This is a genomic window from Sulfurimonas sp., assembly GCF_026988655.1.
Classification (GTDB): domain Bacteria; phylum Campylobacterota; class Campylobacteria; order Campylobacterales; family Sulfurimonadaceae; genus Sulfurimonas.
Genome location: NZ_JALSKT010000039.1, coordinates 1 through 14,635 on the forward strand (window position 1 = coordinate 1; position 14,635 = coordinate 14,635).

16 protein-coding genes and 1 pseudogene are annotated in these 14,635 nt (G+C 35.2%); 5 read left to right on the forward strand and 12 right to left on the reverse strand.

Going from position 1 to position 14,635, the window contains the following annotated elements; translation table 11 throughout:
• Together MV052_RS03575 and MV052_RS03580 are read right to left on the reverse strand one after the other, a co-directional pair.
• Window positions 1-367, reverse strand: a 367-nt coding sequence (locus MV052_RS03575) for a class II SORL domain-containing protein (protein WP_297441053.1), incomplete at its 3' end; no start/stop codon positions are given.
• 104 nt (window positions 368-471) lie between these two features.
• Window positions 472-1,104, reverse strand: coding sequence for a hypothetical protein (locus tag MV052_RS03580; protein WP_297441055.1), 633 nt, complete (start codon window positions 1,102-1,104; stop codon window positions 472-474).
• 86 nt (window positions 1,105-1,190) lie between these two features.
• On the opposite strand from MV052_RS03580, the gene glyS reads away from it, so the two are divergent.
• Both glyS and MV052_RS03590 read left to right on the forward strand, forming a co-directional pair.
• A complete protein-coding gene (glyS, locus tag MV052_RS03585) occupies window positions 1,191-3,209 on the forward strand; it encodes a glycine--tRNA ligase subunit beta (protein ID WP_297441057.1) in 2,019 nt (672 codons plus the stop codon).
• Between the two features lies 1 nt (window position 3,210).
• On the forward strand, window positions 3,211-4,332 hold the full coding sequence (locus MV052_RS03590) for an FAD-dependent oxidoreductase (RefSeq protein ID WP_297441059.1): 1,122 nt from the start codon (window positions 3,211-3,213) through the stop codon (window positions 4,330-4,332).
• Between the two features lie 207 nt (window positions 4,333-4,539).
• Here the strand turns inward: MV052_RS03590 and MV052_RS03595 are convergent, their stop codons facing one another.
• Both MV052_RS03595 and MV052_RS03600 read right to left on the reverse strand, forming a co-directional pair.
• Window positions 4,540-5,520: an IS5 family transposase gene (locus MV052_RS03595; RefSeq protein ID WP_297441061.1), complete on the reverse strand. Its 981-nt coding sequence runs from the start codon at window positions 5,518-5,520 to the stop codon at window positions 4,540-4,542.
• Between the two features lie 206 nt (window positions 5,521-5,726).
• Window positions 5,727-6,464 carry a hypothetical protein gene (locus tag MV052_RS03600; protein WP_297441063.1) on the reverse strand — a complete coding sequence of 246 codons (738 nt, stop codon included), beginning with the start codon at window positions 6,462-6,464 and terminating at the stop codon, window positions 5,727-5,729.
• A gap of 77 nt (window positions 6,465-6,541) precedes the next feature.
• On the opposite strand from MV052_RS03600, the gene MV052_RS03605 reads away from it, so the two are divergent.
• Window positions 6,542-7,459, forward strand: coding sequence for a 5'-nucleotidase (locus MV052_RS03605; protein ID WP_297441065.1), 918 nt, complete (start codon window positions 6,542-6,544; stop codon window positions 7,457-7,459).
• Between the two features lie 197 nt (window positions 7,460-7,656).
• Here the strand turns inward: MV052_RS03605 and MV052_RS10340 are convergent, their stop codons facing one another.
• Window positions 7,657-7,752 carry a hypothetical protein gene (locus tag MV052_RS10340; RefSeq protein ID WP_366089057.1) on the reverse strand — a complete coding sequence of 32 codons (96 nt, stop codon included), beginning with the start codon at window positions 7,750-7,752 and terminating at the stop codon, window positions 7,657-7,659.
• On the opposite strand from MV052_RS10340, the pseudogene MV052_RS03610 reads away from it, so the two are divergent.
• Together MV052_RS03610 and MV052_RS03615 are read left to right on the forward strand one after the other, a co-directional pair.
• Window positions 7,708-8,229, forward strand: a pseudogene (locus tag MV052_RS03610) (alpha/beta fold hydrolase); the annotation flags it as partial. The gene MV052_RS10340 and the pseudogene MV052_RS03610 sit on opposite strands and share 45 nt — an antisense overlap.
• Entirely contained in the window at window positions 8,222-8,587 is a 366-nt protein-coding gene (locus MV052_RS03615; RefSeq protein WP_297441069.1) for a VanZ family protein, read from the forward strand. The pseudogene MV052_RS03610 and the gene MV052_RS03615, both read left to right, overlap by 8 nt.
• Here the strand turns inward: MV052_RS03615 and MV052_RS03620 are convergent.
• Genes MV052_RS03620 through coaBC form a run of 7 tightly spaced genes read right to left on the reverse strand, consistent with a single transcriptional unit; the run spans window position 8,568 to window position 14,391 of the window.
• On the reverse strand, window positions 8,568-9,380 hold the full coding sequence (locus MV052_RS03620) for an iron-binding protein (protein WP_297441071.1): 813 nt from the start codon (window positions 9,378-9,380) through the stop codon (window positions 8,568-8,570). The two genes, MV052_RS03615 and MV052_RS03620, sit on opposite strands and share 20 nt — an antisense overlap.
• Complete coding sequence (locus MV052_RS03625; protein ID WP_297441073.1) at window positions 9,370-9,840, reverse strand: iron-sulfur cluster assembly scaffold protein; 471 nt, start codon at window positions 9,838-9,840, stop codon at window positions 9,370-9,372. The genes MV052_RS03620 and MV052_RS03625 overlap by 11 nt, the downstream gene beginning before the upstream one ends.
• 48 nt (window positions 9,841-9,888) lie before the next feature.
• Window positions 9,889-10,599, reverse strand: coding sequence for a tRNA pseudouridine(38-40) synthase TruA (gene truA, locus MV052_RS03630; RefSeq protein ID WP_297441076.1), 711 nt, complete (start codon window positions 10,597-10,599; stop codon window positions 9,889-9,891).
• On the reverse strand, window positions 10,599-11,618 hold the full coding sequence (locus MV052_RS03635; RefSeq protein WP_297441078.1) for an LptF/LptG family permease: 1,020 nt from the start codon (window positions 11,616-11,618) through the stop codon (window positions 10,599-10,601). Before MV052_RS03635 ends, truA begins: the two co-directional genes overlap by 1 nt.
• On the reverse strand, window positions 11,618-12,436 hold the full coding sequence (locus tag MV052_RS03640; RefSeq protein ID WP_297441080.1) for an A24 family peptidase: 819 nt from the start codon (window positions 12,434-12,436) through the stop codon (window positions 11,618-11,620). The genes MV052_RS03635 and MV052_RS03640 overlap by 1 nt, the downstream gene beginning before the upstream one ends.
• On the reverse strand, window positions 12,433-13,113 hold the full coding sequence (locus MV052_RS03645; RefSeq protein WP_297441082.1) for a di-trans,poly-cis-decaprenylcistransferase: 681 nt from the start codon (window positions 13,111-13,113) through the stop codon (window positions 12,433-12,435). The genes MV052_RS03640 and MV052_RS03645 overlap by 4 nt, the downstream gene beginning before the upstream one ends.
• A 3-nt stretch (window positions 13,114-13,116) precedes the next feature.
• Window positions 13,117-14,391 (reverse strand): bifunctional phosphopantothenoylcysteine decarboxylase/phosphopantothenate--cysteine ligase CoaBC, encoded by a 1,275-nt coding sequence (gene coaBC, locus MV052_RS03650; RefSeq protein ID WP_297441084.1) that lies wholly within the window; start codon window positions 14,389-14,391, stop codon window positions 13,117-13,119.
• Between the last annotated feature and the right edge of the window lie 244 nt (window positions 14,392-14,635).

The following is a 14,635-nucleotide window of genomic DNA, read 5'->3' on the forward strand; positions in this document are numbered from 1 at the left end:
CTACTGGAGTTGACTCCCAGATACCGTGTTTAGTACAGTAACCATGTGCTACAAGGTTAAGTTTTTTACCTGTAGGACGAATGTTGAAAGTTACTTCAGCATGAGATTTTTCATTACCTAAAGTTCCTGGTACAAAAGTAGCCATCGCTAATTTAGTTTCACCATTGAAAAGTGTGATTGATTCGATGTAGTGATCGAAATCATCTGGATGAGTATACTCGTTACCCATTTTAACATTTACTGCTAGCATTTCGCCTTTTTTTGCTACACCAGCTACTGTGATAAATGGTGAGTGACGATCAATAAGATCCTTTTTTGCTTCTCTTTCTACTGTGTCAATATCAACATATTTGTTAATTTTTGGCATATTAATTCCTTGTGTTTTGATTTATTTATAGTATTGTAGTATAAAAACTTTTAGGAACATCATAAACAAGAGTATATCTCTCTTATTTAAGATAGTTTTAAAAATTATTTACTAAAACTAGCGTCTTGAATGATTAATGGATAAAAATAACCATACCCAAAGTCTTTATCTTTTACAACTGTCCCTATAGCATAAACAATATCACCAACTTTTGGTGCAGCTTTTGAACTTGTAAAAACTAAATCATCCATATTTGAAAATCTACTGCCATCTTGAATATGAATCCAGTTAAGTTTCATGATGTTTAAAGAAACTTTTGTGACTTTTCCTTTTACCGTAACATTTTTACCGACTAAAGCATCACGATTTTTGAAAAGTTCAGCTATGGTCATGGTGTTTTTTTCTTTGTATTTTGAAGTCATGATGTTTGGTTTGATATTTTGCATCTTTTGGGCTTGTGTCTGAGTCTCTACATCACCGGCAAAAAGTATCTTCGCGAAATCACGATTGAGTGTTTTAGAATGAAAGTTTTGCATCCATCCTTGCTCATTGTATTTGATACTATCGCCGACTTTGACATCTCTTTGTGTCATGGCAATCCAGTAAATATCATTACCATCTTTTACTTTCATATATGTATAACCACCGCTGTTGAGTGTTTCTTCTACTGTTGCTTGGTGTATGGTTGAAGCATAAAGGCTCAGTCCTAAGATAAGTGAGAGTGCTATTTTTTTCATTGTCATCCTTTTTGTACAGTATTTTAACAAGTTTTTAACCAATAAATAGATAAAATCGCGACAATTAATAGATAAAGAGTAAAAATATGTTGAAACCATTACTAATCGAAATCGGTGTTGAAGAGCTTCCTGCGGTTCCTTTGTTAAAAGAGATGAAGAATATTGAAAAAAAATATGCAGATATTTTAGAGAAACATTCTCTTTTAAGTGAATTTGAATTTTACTATACGCCTCGCCGTCTCGTAATGTGGCATAGAGAGTTTCAAACGCAGCAAGACGACAGTGTAGAAGAGTTTTTTGGTGCACCGATGGCAGTTGCCTATAAAGATGGAGAACCTACAAAAGCAGCAGAGGGCTTCGCACGTAAATGTGGTGTAACTTTAGCTGAGCTTTCTACGACAAAGAAGGGTGGTAAAGAAGTTCTTTATTATAAAAAAGATGTTAAAGGTAAAGCTTCACAAGATTTACTTCCTGAAATTATCACTGCATGGATTAAATCTCTAAACTTTGGCAAGTCTATGCGCTGGGGTGCTTTACATGAAAGTTTTATTCGTCCTATAAGATGGGTCAATGTTCTTTTGGATGATGCGCTTGTGCCTATGAATATGTATGGAGTGGATTCTGCAAAAACGACACGAGTCCACCGTATAGCAAACTTCAACTCAGTAGAAATTACGGGTGCAAAAGATTACTTTGAGACTTTAAAAAATGGTGGTGTAACACTTTTTCTAAAACAAAGAGAAGAGAAAATCCTTGCTGATATGAAAAATATCGAAAAAGATAATGGTGTAGATGTCGAGATAGATGATGAACTTTTTGCAGAAGTTGTAGCAATCACCGAAAATCCAACAGCACTCCTTGGTTCTTTTGATGAAGAATTTTTAAGACTTCCTCCTGAAGTTATCATCACTTCTATGAAAGAACATCAAAGATATTTTCCAGTCTTTAAAGATGGAAAACTTATTAATAAGTTTGTTGTAGTATCCAATGCTTTAACGGATGACTTTAGTGAAGTAATATCGGGCAATGAGCGTGTACTTCGTCCTCGTTTAGCTGATGGTCTATTTTTCTATGATAATGATTTAAAAAATGGCTTAACTACAAAAGGACTTGAAAAAGTTGCATTTTTTAAAGGTCTTGGTAGTGTTGCTGACAAGATAAAACGTGAGGGTAAAATTGCCAATGCTCTTTTTGCCCTTTACAAGCCAGATGCAAAAGAAGAAGATTTAAACCGAGCTATAGAACTTGCCAAAGCTGACCTCATGAGTGAAATGGTTTATGAGTTTACAGAACTTCAAGGACTGATGGGTTACTACTATGCAAAAGAAGCAGGAGAGAGTGATGCTGTAGCACTTGCCATAAAAGAGCAGTATCTTCCGGATGGAGAAGAGAGTGAGTTGCCTTCTACAGCGTTGAGTGCTATCGTTGCTATGAGTATCAAGCTAGATACACTTCTTGGACTTTTCTCTGTCAATGAAATTCCAACTGGATCTCGTGACCCTTTTGCTCTTCGTCGTGCTGTTAATGGCATCATTCGTATTGTAAATGAATACGGTTTTGAATTTGACATAGTTACTTCTCTTAAAGAGCTTGCGACGAACTATGATACGATAGATTTGCAAAAGCTTGAAAACTTCATCATTGAGCGTATCAAAAGATACTATAAAGTAAATCCTTCTATCATTGAAGCAGTGTTAGGATCTGGTGAGAGAGAACTCCTCGCTCTTGGTTGTAAGATAGAAGCACTGAACACTTTAGTAAGTTCTGAAGGTTTTGATGAAGTCTCTTCTACTTTTAAACGTGTGGCAAACATCACAAAAGAGATAAACTTAGATGCTGACTTATCTGTAGATGAAAGCTTACTTGAAGATGAAGCAGAAAAAACTCTCTTTGCAAAATACAAAGAAGTGACAGCAAAAAATTATGATACTTATGAAGAAGAACTTGATGCGCTTCTTGGTTTAAAACCTGAACTTGATACATTTTTTGAAAATGTTATGGTAAACGCAGAAGATGAAAAAGTTAAAAACAACAGAAAAGCACTTGTAGCTTCTATCTATAAAAGTATTCTTAAAATTGCAGACATTAAAGAAGTAAGCATATAAAATGTATGATATAGCCATTATTGGAGCCGGTATCAACGGCTGTAGTGTGGCGTATGAGTTTACTCAAGAGGGTAAAAGTGTTATTCTCTTTGACAAAGAAGCTATAGCAAGCGGTGGAAGTGGCGCAGCCGGTGCTTTTATCTCGCCTCGTTTTACGAAGTCTGGTGACACAAAACAAATCATAAACACTGCGTTTAGCTATGCTTACAAATACTACGATAGCAACTTTCCCAACTATTTTACGAAAGCACAACTCCTTCATATTGCAAAAGATGAACAAGAAGATGAAGCCCTGCGACATTTTAAAAAAGATAGTGACTTTCAACTAGAAAATATTTCTGATGAAGTTTTAGACAACTTAAATGAAGAAGCAAAAAAAAGAGAAAAGATATCTTTACATGCAGGCGTTGTTGATGCTCAAGGCGTTTGTGTCGCAATGGCAAAGGATGCAAAGTTTGTAGCAGAAAATGTGGAAACACTCGTTTTTGAAGATGATTATTGGCTAATCAATGAAACATATAGTGCAAAAAATGTCATTTTAGCTACGGGTGCTTATGAGGCGCTTATCAAAGAGCCATACATTCCCATCCGTGGTATATGGGGGCATCGCATTGATGTCAAAACGACAACACAAAATCCTTACTCAATCCATCAGTTTGTCTCTATATCTTCAACAAAAGAGAACAAGCTTGCTATCGGTGCGACACATAATGTGCATTATCATCCTCAAATAAATAAAGAACCTTATGATAAAGAAGAGGGCAGGCGTGAACTCCTTGAAAAAGCTTCAAAAACTTTAAACTTAGAAGATGTAGAAATAGTAAAAGATTATATGGGATTACGCTCAGGTTCGTCTGACTATATGCCTTTAGTTGGTTCTTTAGTTCTCTCATGCGAAACCATGCAAACGCTCACACGAAGAATGTTAGAGCAGAAAAAACCAGACTTTACTGCGTTTACATACTATCCGAATCTGTATATGATAAATGGAAGTGGCGGCTATGGTTTTGTACTAGCCCCATATCTAGCAAATATCTTAAAAAACCACATTCTAAACGCAGTACCGATAGATAAAAAAATCATCCCAGCAAGGTTTTTTGCACGGTGGGCTAGAAGACAATAGGTAAATCTTCACTTCTACCCAATTAAATAGTTGAAGTTCAAGATACTTAATTAATTGAACCCTCTGAACAAGCCAACTGATTCTTTTTTCTCCTTGATATTCTAGCATTTTAAAAATTCACTTTTAATTTTGAAGTGAGTTTTTAAAAGATATGCCTACATTTTTACTAATATTTACAGTATTGGTCTCTATTTTTACTGTTTTATATCAGTTTCTTGCTCTCATCAGTGCAGGTGTTCTTCGTAAGTTATAACAAGCAGCCAACATAAAGAAGTGTTGTTGATTTTTCTCTATTCCTAGATACCGTGTTTCTTTACAACCCATATGGTGTTTTATAAATGCAAATGGTAGTTCCACTAAACATCTTATTTTTGAGAATCTTGTATTATTTCTTGATTGTTTGGCTCTTAGTCTTGATTGACCTCTTACTCTTCGCTCAACTATACCAGCGAATACACCTTTTGCTCTTAGGCTTATCTTCCTTGCTTTTTGCATATAGCCACTATCTGCAAAGATAGCCTTGTCTTCTTTCTCTGTAAGTGCATCGAACTGAGTACTGTCATGTGTTGATGCTGTTGTTGCTATCACTTTTTTGATAATACCGTTTGTATCAGTTGCTATATGCATTTTTAGTCCATGGTGTTTATGTCCTCTTTTTGAAGTGTAAGTCGCATCTTTATCATGGGCTTCATTTGATATGACTTTCCCTGTAGCATCTTTTTTTCTTTTTGGTTCGCTTGAGTGGATGAGTGTAGCATCTATGAGGGTTCCCTCGTTAAGTATAAGTCTCTTAGATTCCATCATCTTTTTAACTTCGTCAAATATATCGCCAAGTAGTTCTTCTTTGATAAGTTTATTTCTGAATTTACAAATTGTAGTCTCATCAGGAATTGTATCTTCATCTCTGATATCAAGAAACTTTCTAAAGCTTATACGGTCATGTATAAGTTCTTCTGTCATTGGGTCTGACAATCCATACCAGTTTTGCAAAAAGAGTGAACCTGTAAGTATCTTTGATGGGATAGATGGTCTTCCTGTCTTGCCTTTGTTTGGCTTATATACATTCTTTTCAATAAGTATCTTCTCTATTGCTTCAAATGGAATTATCTCTTTCATCTCATTTAGAAACTTCATACTCTTCTTCCCACCGTGGTATTTCATCGCATGGTCAAAAAAACTTAGTTGCACATTTCTCCCTCTAACTTGGCTTCTTAGTATATTTATTTTAGCAAATTGTTGGTTTAAAAGAGGTTAAGTGGATTTGCTTAATTGTTCAGAGGGTTCAATTATACTTTTTGTAATACAATTGTAGATAAGTAACTCTCCATAAATAATCCCAAATTCAGCAAAGAGCAAATAGTTTGTATAAAAGATAAGAGTTCAGACTTCCTCAGCTACTTTATTTGGTAGCTTTTTGGAGGGAGTTGTTTAAAGATCTCTTTCATAGCATTTGCGCGGATTTCTCTTCCTTTTCCTGTTGCAAATGGTGAGAGGAAGTAGGCTCTTTGTATACACTCATCAGGATCATAGTTTCTGTCATACATAAAGACAAGGTTTTTATCAAGCTTGTTTATGTGCTGTGAGAGTGCTTGTGCATACGCAATGATGGCTTTATGATGTCTGTCATATTTATTTGTCATGCCTAAAAAGACAAACTTGCCACTGAGTCTGATATTTGGTATATCTATATAATTTAGATGTCTATCATAACGTGTAAACTGTGTAGAAGTTATCTTGTCTAAGTCAGCATCAAACTCTTCTATGATAGGCGTTGGCTCAATATTTTCTCTATTGTAGTTAAAAAGGTAACGTATCTCAACGAGTTTTCCTTTATAGTGCTCTTTAAAAGCTGCGTTTAGAACGTAATCTTTTGGTGTTTCATTGAGTGCAACAAACTCATCATATTTATCAAATCCATCTTCTTGTAAAAAGCGACTCATTTTAAACCCAACAGGACTTACCTCCGGGTTGTAAAGAAACACTGTTCCGGCTACACTTTTACGCTTTTTTTTGAGCATATTATTCAAATCATCTACTGTGATTCTTTCATCCTCGTTCTCGTTAATGTACATATACTCTTCAACTAAGTAGTCCATGTCAAAGTTTGTCGAAAATTTACCAAATACTTGCATTTATTATCCTCTCTTAATTATGGAATTATATCTGTTTTTTTTCTATGTTACAATTGCATTTAAAGAAGGATAGTTTTATGGCATATAATCTCGAAGATAAGTTAGTCGTAGCCGTTAGTTCTCGAGCACTTTTTAAGCTCGAAGATGAAAATCGTGTTTTTGAAGAAAAAGGACTTGCTGCATATTATAAATACCAACTAGAAAAAGAAAATGAGCCTTTAGAAAAAGGGACAGGGTATAGACTTATAGATAATTTACTCAAGATTAATAATTATTTTGCCGCAGATGAGAAGCAGGTCGAGGTGATTATTTTATCCAAGAACAATGCTGGAACGAGTTTACGCATCACGCATGCTATAGATAAGTATAAACTTGACATTCAAAGAAGTGGCTGGACGAGTGGTAGAGATACTTCTAGCTATCTCAAAGCTTTTAAAGTGGATCTATTTTTAAGTGCTGATGATAATGATGTGATGAATGCCATAGCAAATGGTGTTGCTGCTGCAAAGATTTTGCCCTCAGAGCATGATATACACGCTTCGCTTGGTGATCAGGTGCGGATTGCATTTGATGGTGATGCTGTACTCTTTTCCCAAGAATCAGAGCTGATTTATAAGCAAAAAGGTCTTGATGCCTTTATCGCTCATGAAAAAGAGAATAAAGACAGTCCAATGAAGCAAGGACCATTTGCCAAACTTTTACTCACAATAGCTAAGATTCAAAAGAAGTTTAAGGATGAGAGTTCTCCTATACGAACAGCACTTGTGACAGCGCGCAGTGCACCGACACATGAGCGAGTGATTAAAACTTTAAATGTATGGGATGTTCGGATTGATGAAGCTTTTTTTCTTGGTGGTAGTGAAAAGTATGAGGTACTAGAAGCTTTTGGTGCTGATATATTTTTTGATGACCAAGATGTCCATTTAGATCTCTCGTCTGGGGTTGTTCCTTCTGCAAAAGTGATCCATAAAAATATGCTAGCATTAGAAAAATGATATATATACTTTTTTTACTCTTTACTTTCTTGATTTTTATATTTGCTTTTTATCAATGGCAGCATTTTATGATATTTTCTCCTACTTACATCAAAGATCGAAAAATATGTAAATCTTGTGAATATTTGGAGATTCAAACTGATGATGGTGTTAAACTTGAATGTGTTGCTTATGAACCGCTAAACGCAGTGCAAACCTTACTTGTCTTTGTTGGACGCTCTCATGACGGGGTAGCCCTGATAGATAAGCTTTCTCAGACATATCCTACAGTAAGAGTGATAACATTTAATTATCGAGGATATGGAAGAAGTCAAGGCAGTGCAAATGAGAAAAATCTTTTAAAAGATGGACTCAAAATCGCTGATATGGTACAAAAACATTATGGTGACTTTTATCTATTGGGATTTTCTCTTGGCTCAAATATCGCTGCCTTTGTCGCTACAAAACGAAAGGTAAAAGCACTCTTTTTAGTAGGTGCTTTTGACTCTATCTATGAGATGGTAAAAGTGAAATTTTCATACTTGAAATATGTCTCAAAATTTTTGAAATATAAATTTCCTACAGCAGAGTATGTCGCTTCAGTCAAAGCAGATACCTATCTCTTTGTAAGCAAAAATGATAAAACTGTTTATATTGAAAACTCTAGAAATTTAAAAGGGCATATTGAAAATTTGACCTTTTATGAAGAACATGATGATTTAAGTCACAAAGAACTACTTTGGGATGAGCAAGTAACACAAAAAATAAATAAGGTAATAAACAATGGATAAACTCTACAAAGCAATGTTTTATGGATGTTTGCTAAGCATCGAGTATTTGGCAACAACAACGCAGCAGATAAAAGTGATAGAGCATAGTTGGGATAAGGCAAATCATTTCATCGCTTTTATGACACTCTATATTTTACTGAGTTTTGCGTATAAACATTTATCTAGAAAGATGAAAGTGTTGATTCTTTTAGCTTTTGGCGTTCAGGTTGAGATTGTTCAGTCATTTATTCCTGGGAGAGATTTTTCTGGGTTTGATGTAGTGGCTGATAGTGTGGGGTTAACTATAGGACTTATTGTTTTTTATCTTTATAGAAGATATAAAATCTACAAAAGAAGCTCTATAAAAGCTTCTTCATAAGTTCGATATGATAACTCTCTTGGTAGTTTATAAAGTCGAAAAATTTTGAGAGTCCTTCATCTTTTATCGCATCACTTAACTCTTTACACATAACTTTTGCTGCTTCTTCTTCAGCGATGCCATCGACTACAAAAGTGTTTAAATCATTTACAATATATGTTCTCTCGTGCAATTCTCTTGGAAGTGCTAAGATACCAAGTTTTGCCATCATATTGCCAAAAGATTTCAAGTGAAAGTGAGATTCGTCTATAAGATCTTGAAAAACGTTAAAATGCAAAGCATCCTTTGTTCTTGCTTGCATATATGCATAGATTAAAATGAGTTCATATTCTTTATACGACTCTTCAAACAAAAAGAGCGTCATAGCATCTATCTGGTCTTGTGAAAGGTTTTTATCTTCCCACTCTCTTTTCATGTTAAACGCAGTAACTTCTTTGTTATTTTCCTCTTTTTTGAGAATTTGTGAGAGATATTCAAGTAGATAGGCATCATCTGTTTTGATACGTTCTCCCAAAATATTTTTTGGATAAAATGCTTGTGTAGCTTTTACATCTTCTTGAAGAGCTTCTAGGACTTCAAATACACTGCTGCGTTTCATGAGTAGCATATCTCTGTCATAATTGTAATCTTCGCCATTTTCTAAAGCTTCTTCACCAAGCCATTTCATATGACGAAAAGCGATTTGTGAAAAGTCATATAAACGAGATTTGATAGCTTCATCTTTAATTGCGAAAGAGGCAAAAAGGATAGAGAGCCAAAGCTCATGTTTTTTTTGATATGTTTTATTTTTCATCTGTTTGCTCCATGCCAGTTGCTTCACAACTATCTTTCATTTTAAGAACATGTAACTCTTCATCTTCACCATTTTGTTTATGTTCGATATTTTTAAGTGAAGCAATAAACGCAGTAAAAACAATATCAGCACAGATTTGTTGTTGCGCTGAGAGTTTGCCTAGTTTTTCATGCATCTTTTGTACTGCACCATTAGCATATTCTATATCATTGCCGATAATCATATCAGTAAACATAGAACCGATCACAACAGTATCTTGACAGCCATTTGTTGCAAATCTTACATCTTTGATGATGTCAGAATCAAGTTTTGTATAAAAAATCACATACTCTTTTGTTTTCTCATCAAGTGCCACACCAACACCATCAGCATCTTCTAATTTTCCATAGTTTTTTGGGCTCATTAAGTGTTCTAAAGTCTCAGGGTTCATGCCCTCAGGCATCTTTACATCTTCAAACATTTGTTTCTCTTTTTTAGTTTTTCTAAGTGTAACGAAAAAAGAATAAATTTAATATTTTATTTTAGCAAGATAGAGACCATTTGGAGGAGCAGGTTTGATTTTGTGTGTTTGAACGCAAGTGAGTTGTTCTTGAATTTGTTGTGAATCAAGTTGCAAAAGTGCGCCAACCATAAGGCGTATCTGACTTCTTAAAAACCCATTTGCTTCAAAATTTAAGACAATAGTATTATGGTGTTGATAAGCAAAAGCTTTGTAGATTATACGTGTTGTGGATGTGACATCACTACCGGTTTTCATAAACTGTATAAAGTCATGTTCGCCCTCAAAGAGTTGTATCTTTTTTTGTATATTTTTTAAATCAACATTTTCAATAAAGGTCACAAAGTCATATTCAAAAGGATTAGGTTTTTTTGTTTTTATGAGGTATCTGTAGACTCTTCTTTTTGCACTGTATCGTGCATGAAAGTTCTCATCTACTGCGTTTAGCCTCTGAACACTTACTGCGTTTGGTAGCATCTCATTCATAACATGTTTTAGTTTGTCTAAGTCCCTCCAAAATTCTGGTAGTTCAACATGACACACTTGAGCTGTTGCATGAACACCTTTGTCTGTTCGCCCACTTGCAACTACACGCTTGTGAATACCGAGTTGTTTTAAGACTGCTTCCACATTTCCAAGGACAGTATCTTTTGTCTCTTTTTGTGTTTGAGAACCTAGAAAATGTGTGCCGTTATAGGCTAGAGTAAAAGCTATCTTCATTAGAATTTATTGACGATAGTTTTTCTATATATAAAGTAAGTACCCAAAAGCACACTCAAAACAACCAGCGGTATGGTGTAAAATACTAAAGCTTTTACTAGCCCTAGTGCTAGACCATAATATATAGCGATAGAGAGGAAAAGATATAAATATACTTGTGATTTTTGATGTCTTACATGAACGATACCCATAGAAGCAACAAAAAAGAGCGATATGATAGGAAAAACACTGAGCAGGAAATTTGTCACAAAGATGCGTTCTTTTTTCTTGCGTTTATGCTCAGACATCCAGTACTCAAGTGGCTTTTTGTATGTTTTTAAGCGAGTTTTCATCGTATCGTTTATCATCATTGTTTTAAAATCAATTTGAGCAAGTTTATCTTTTGAATACCGATAGCCCTCACCATCTGTGAGTTTGAGTCTAAGTATTCCAGAATCATTAATTATCTGTGCTTTTTGTGCAGAGATCAATACCTCTTCTTTTCCTTTTTTGTTAAATAAAAATACTTTAAAGTAGGTGCCATCATCTTTTTTTCCACCTAGGTAAAGTAGCCAGTCTCCAAAACTATTTCCAAATTCACTTGCAGCAAGGTTGAACTTTGCTTCACTTTTTTTATAAGAAATAAAGTTACTTGAGAGCACTTGTGTATGCGGAAAGATGATAAAAAAATCAAATAGTAAAACTATGGTGAGTAAAAGGGCTGGCCTGAAAAATGTTTTGACAATAAAGGCAGGTTTAATCCCAAGTGAAAATATGACAACTATCTCATTATCGTTTGAGAGTCGCGCAAGCGAAAGTGTGGACGCTATAAAAAATGTCACAGGCAGGGTGTAAAAAAGTATCTCAGGAAGGACAAATAAATAAAGTTTGGTCATCTCGAAAATATTTAACTGAATAATCGCTGTATAGGTTGCAAGCTTTATCAAGAAGATGACAGAAGCTATGGCAAACAGTGGTAGAAATATGGAAAGAAACAAGGAAGAGAAGTTTCTAAGTATATAGTTTCTCAGTATATCCATTAATAGTTCGCCTCAATATAAGACATGATAGGTGAGTCAAACATATAAACGATGAAAGTCGCCATCGCTAAAAAAGGCACAAAAGGAACGCGTTGTTCTTCTTTTGATTTTTTCATGACAAAAAGCATCACAGGCATGGCAAGAAGTGCTGAGAGAAAGATAGCAACAAGACCAAGCTTTACTCCGAGTAAAGCACCCATGGTTGCAGCAACCATGATATCTCCCTCTCCCATTGCTTCGATGAAAGGTGTTCTATCGAAGTTTTTGTTCCATGAAGTTTTTGTTTTATTTCCTGCACGGTTCACGGAGGAGGTTAAGTAATAGGAGAGCGCGAAACGCAGTAGAGTAAATCCACCGGTAAAAAGTAAGGCGTTTTCTAAGTTCATTACAGCGGCGTTAATATTCCAAGCGCCGATAATTGCAAAAAATATCGCTAAAAGATTTAATGAATCAGGCACCATTTTGTACTTTAAATCTATCACCGAAAGAGCTAGAAGCATTAAAAAACTCATAGCGATGAAAAATGCAGGTAAGGCAAGTCCAAACTTGTACGCAAGTGCTAAAAATATTAACGCAGAAGCAAATTCTATAAGAGGGTATTGCAGAGAAATTTTTTCTGAACAAAAAGCACATTTTCCACGTAAAAAGAGCCATGAAAAAAGAGGAATATTATGCCAAGGCTTGAGCTTATTCCCACAAGAAGTACAGTGCGATGCGCCAAAAACTATACTTTCATCTTTAGGAATACGTAAAATAACAACATTTAAAAATGAACCAAATAAGAGTCCGAAAATGAAAGCAACTGAGAATTCAATCATTTGAGACCACCAAATCGTCTCTCAACCTTTTTAAATTTAGAGATGATTTTTTCTAAATCTTTACTGCTAAAATCTGGCCATAATTTATCTATAAAAAAGAGTTCGGCATAGGCTGTTTGCCAAAGTAAGAAGTTTGAAAGACGTACATCTCCACCAGTTCGGATGAGAATATCCACATCCTCTTTACAGTCAAGTGCATTGTTGAGCATCTCTGCGGTGATGTCTTCTTTTGTTGTTTTGAGAGAGTTTACTGCACGGAGGATTTCATCTTGTGAACCATAATTGAGTGCAAGACTTTGCACAAGTCCATCACAATGAGCTGTTTTGTCCTCAACCATTTTGATGGTTTTTTGAAGCGATTTTGAGAAAGCTCTGATATCACCGATAGGTTCAAATTTTACATTGTTTTCTAAGTAAGAGGGCAGTTCATTTTTTAGGTATCGCTCTAGGAGTTTCATGAGAAATTCTACCTCTAAACGTGGTCTTTTCCAGTTTTCAGTAGAAAATGCATAAAGTGTAAGTCTTTTTATCTCATCATTGTTAGAGCAGTACGTTGTCAGTTCTTTAACAACCTTAGCACCTGCTTCATGCCCTTTGACCCTTTTTTTGCCTTGCATCTCTGCCCAGCGTCCGTTACCATCCATGATGATGGCTATATGTTTTACTGTATTTTTCATAAGCTACTCTTGTAACGCTTTTGCGTTGTTTATGATTTCAAAAGATATTGAGAGTTTGTCTGCTTTTGGTATCAAGATATCTTTTTCTTTTGTGATAAAATCTACTTCATTTGTTTGGCTTCCGAAACTTGAAGAGTCGCGAAGTACATTAAGACAGACTGCATCTAGCTCTTTTTGTTCAAGCATATTTACTGCGTTTAGCTTAGCATTTTCTCTATCCATTTCAGCTTTAAAGCCTAGGACTGTGATGCCTTCTTTGTCGATAGATTTTAAAATATCCACATTCTTTTTCAGTGAGAGTTCCCAGTTTTTGCCAAGTGCATCTTTTTTAAGTTTTCCTTCTTGTGGAAAAGCAGGGATGAAGTCACTTACAGCTGCAGCCATAAAAAGGTAAGGTTTTTTCTGAATAACATGAATGTGTTCATCTCTTATAAGCGTGGCTTTTGAGAGTTTTCCTTTTTTAGAGATTCGGATAGAATCAATGAGATACTCAAGCATCTCTTGGGAATCTTCTACTTCAATTTTATGCATATTTTTTGGTAATTCTGCATCAAAACTTGTTGCTATAAGATTGACATCGGCCCCTTTGAGATAGAGTGCTGTTGCAAGTGAAGATGCCATCTTTCCACTCGAAAAGTTTGAGATATAACGCACATCATCTATCTTTTCTCTTGTGCCTCCACCCGTCACTATCACGCGTCTATCCATCCAAAACTCATCTCTTAAAAGTTCTCGCGTTGTTTGGTAGAAAATATCTAAAGCTTCTGCCATTGCTCCATCACCGACGGTTTTACAAGCAAGTTCTTTTGTTTGCGTATCTAAAATAGTGTAGTTTGCAATACCGAGCATTTTAAGGTTTGCCTGTGTGATTGGGTTTTCAAGCATATTTGTATTTGCTGAGGGAGCTAAAATTTTCATACCACTAAATGCGAGGGCACACTGTAGCAAGATATTGTCAGCTATTGCGTTGGCAAGTTTTGCAAGTGTGTTTGCAGTCGCTGGTGCTATGACCATGACATCTGCCCATTCTGTGATTTTAATGTGATTATGATCATTTGCCCAAGACTCATTGCTATCATCGAGCACTTGGTTTGATGATAGTGTCTCAAATGTAAGATGAGCGATGAACTTTTTTGCTGAAGGACTCATAACAACACGAACCTCTGCCCCCGCTTTAACGAAATGTCTTACAAGTTCGAGAGATTTGTAAACAGCAATAGAGCCAGTCACTGCAAGAAGAATTTTTTTATTTTTTAATAAATCTGTAGGTATATTCATGGAAAATCTTTATATTATATTTTATAGTATTTTATCGAAAAATTCTTAGAAAAAGAAAACCTTCGCTTTTCTTCTTTAAGCTTGTTCGTTATATACTATGAAAAAAGGGGTCCGTTATGAATAAAAGTGTAACGATGAAAAGGTATTATGAGCGTTGTGATATTGACCTGATTAAAGGGCATTTAAAAGAGCTTCTTATAAGTACCTCTCCATAAATAACCCCAACTTCAGCAAAGAGCAAATA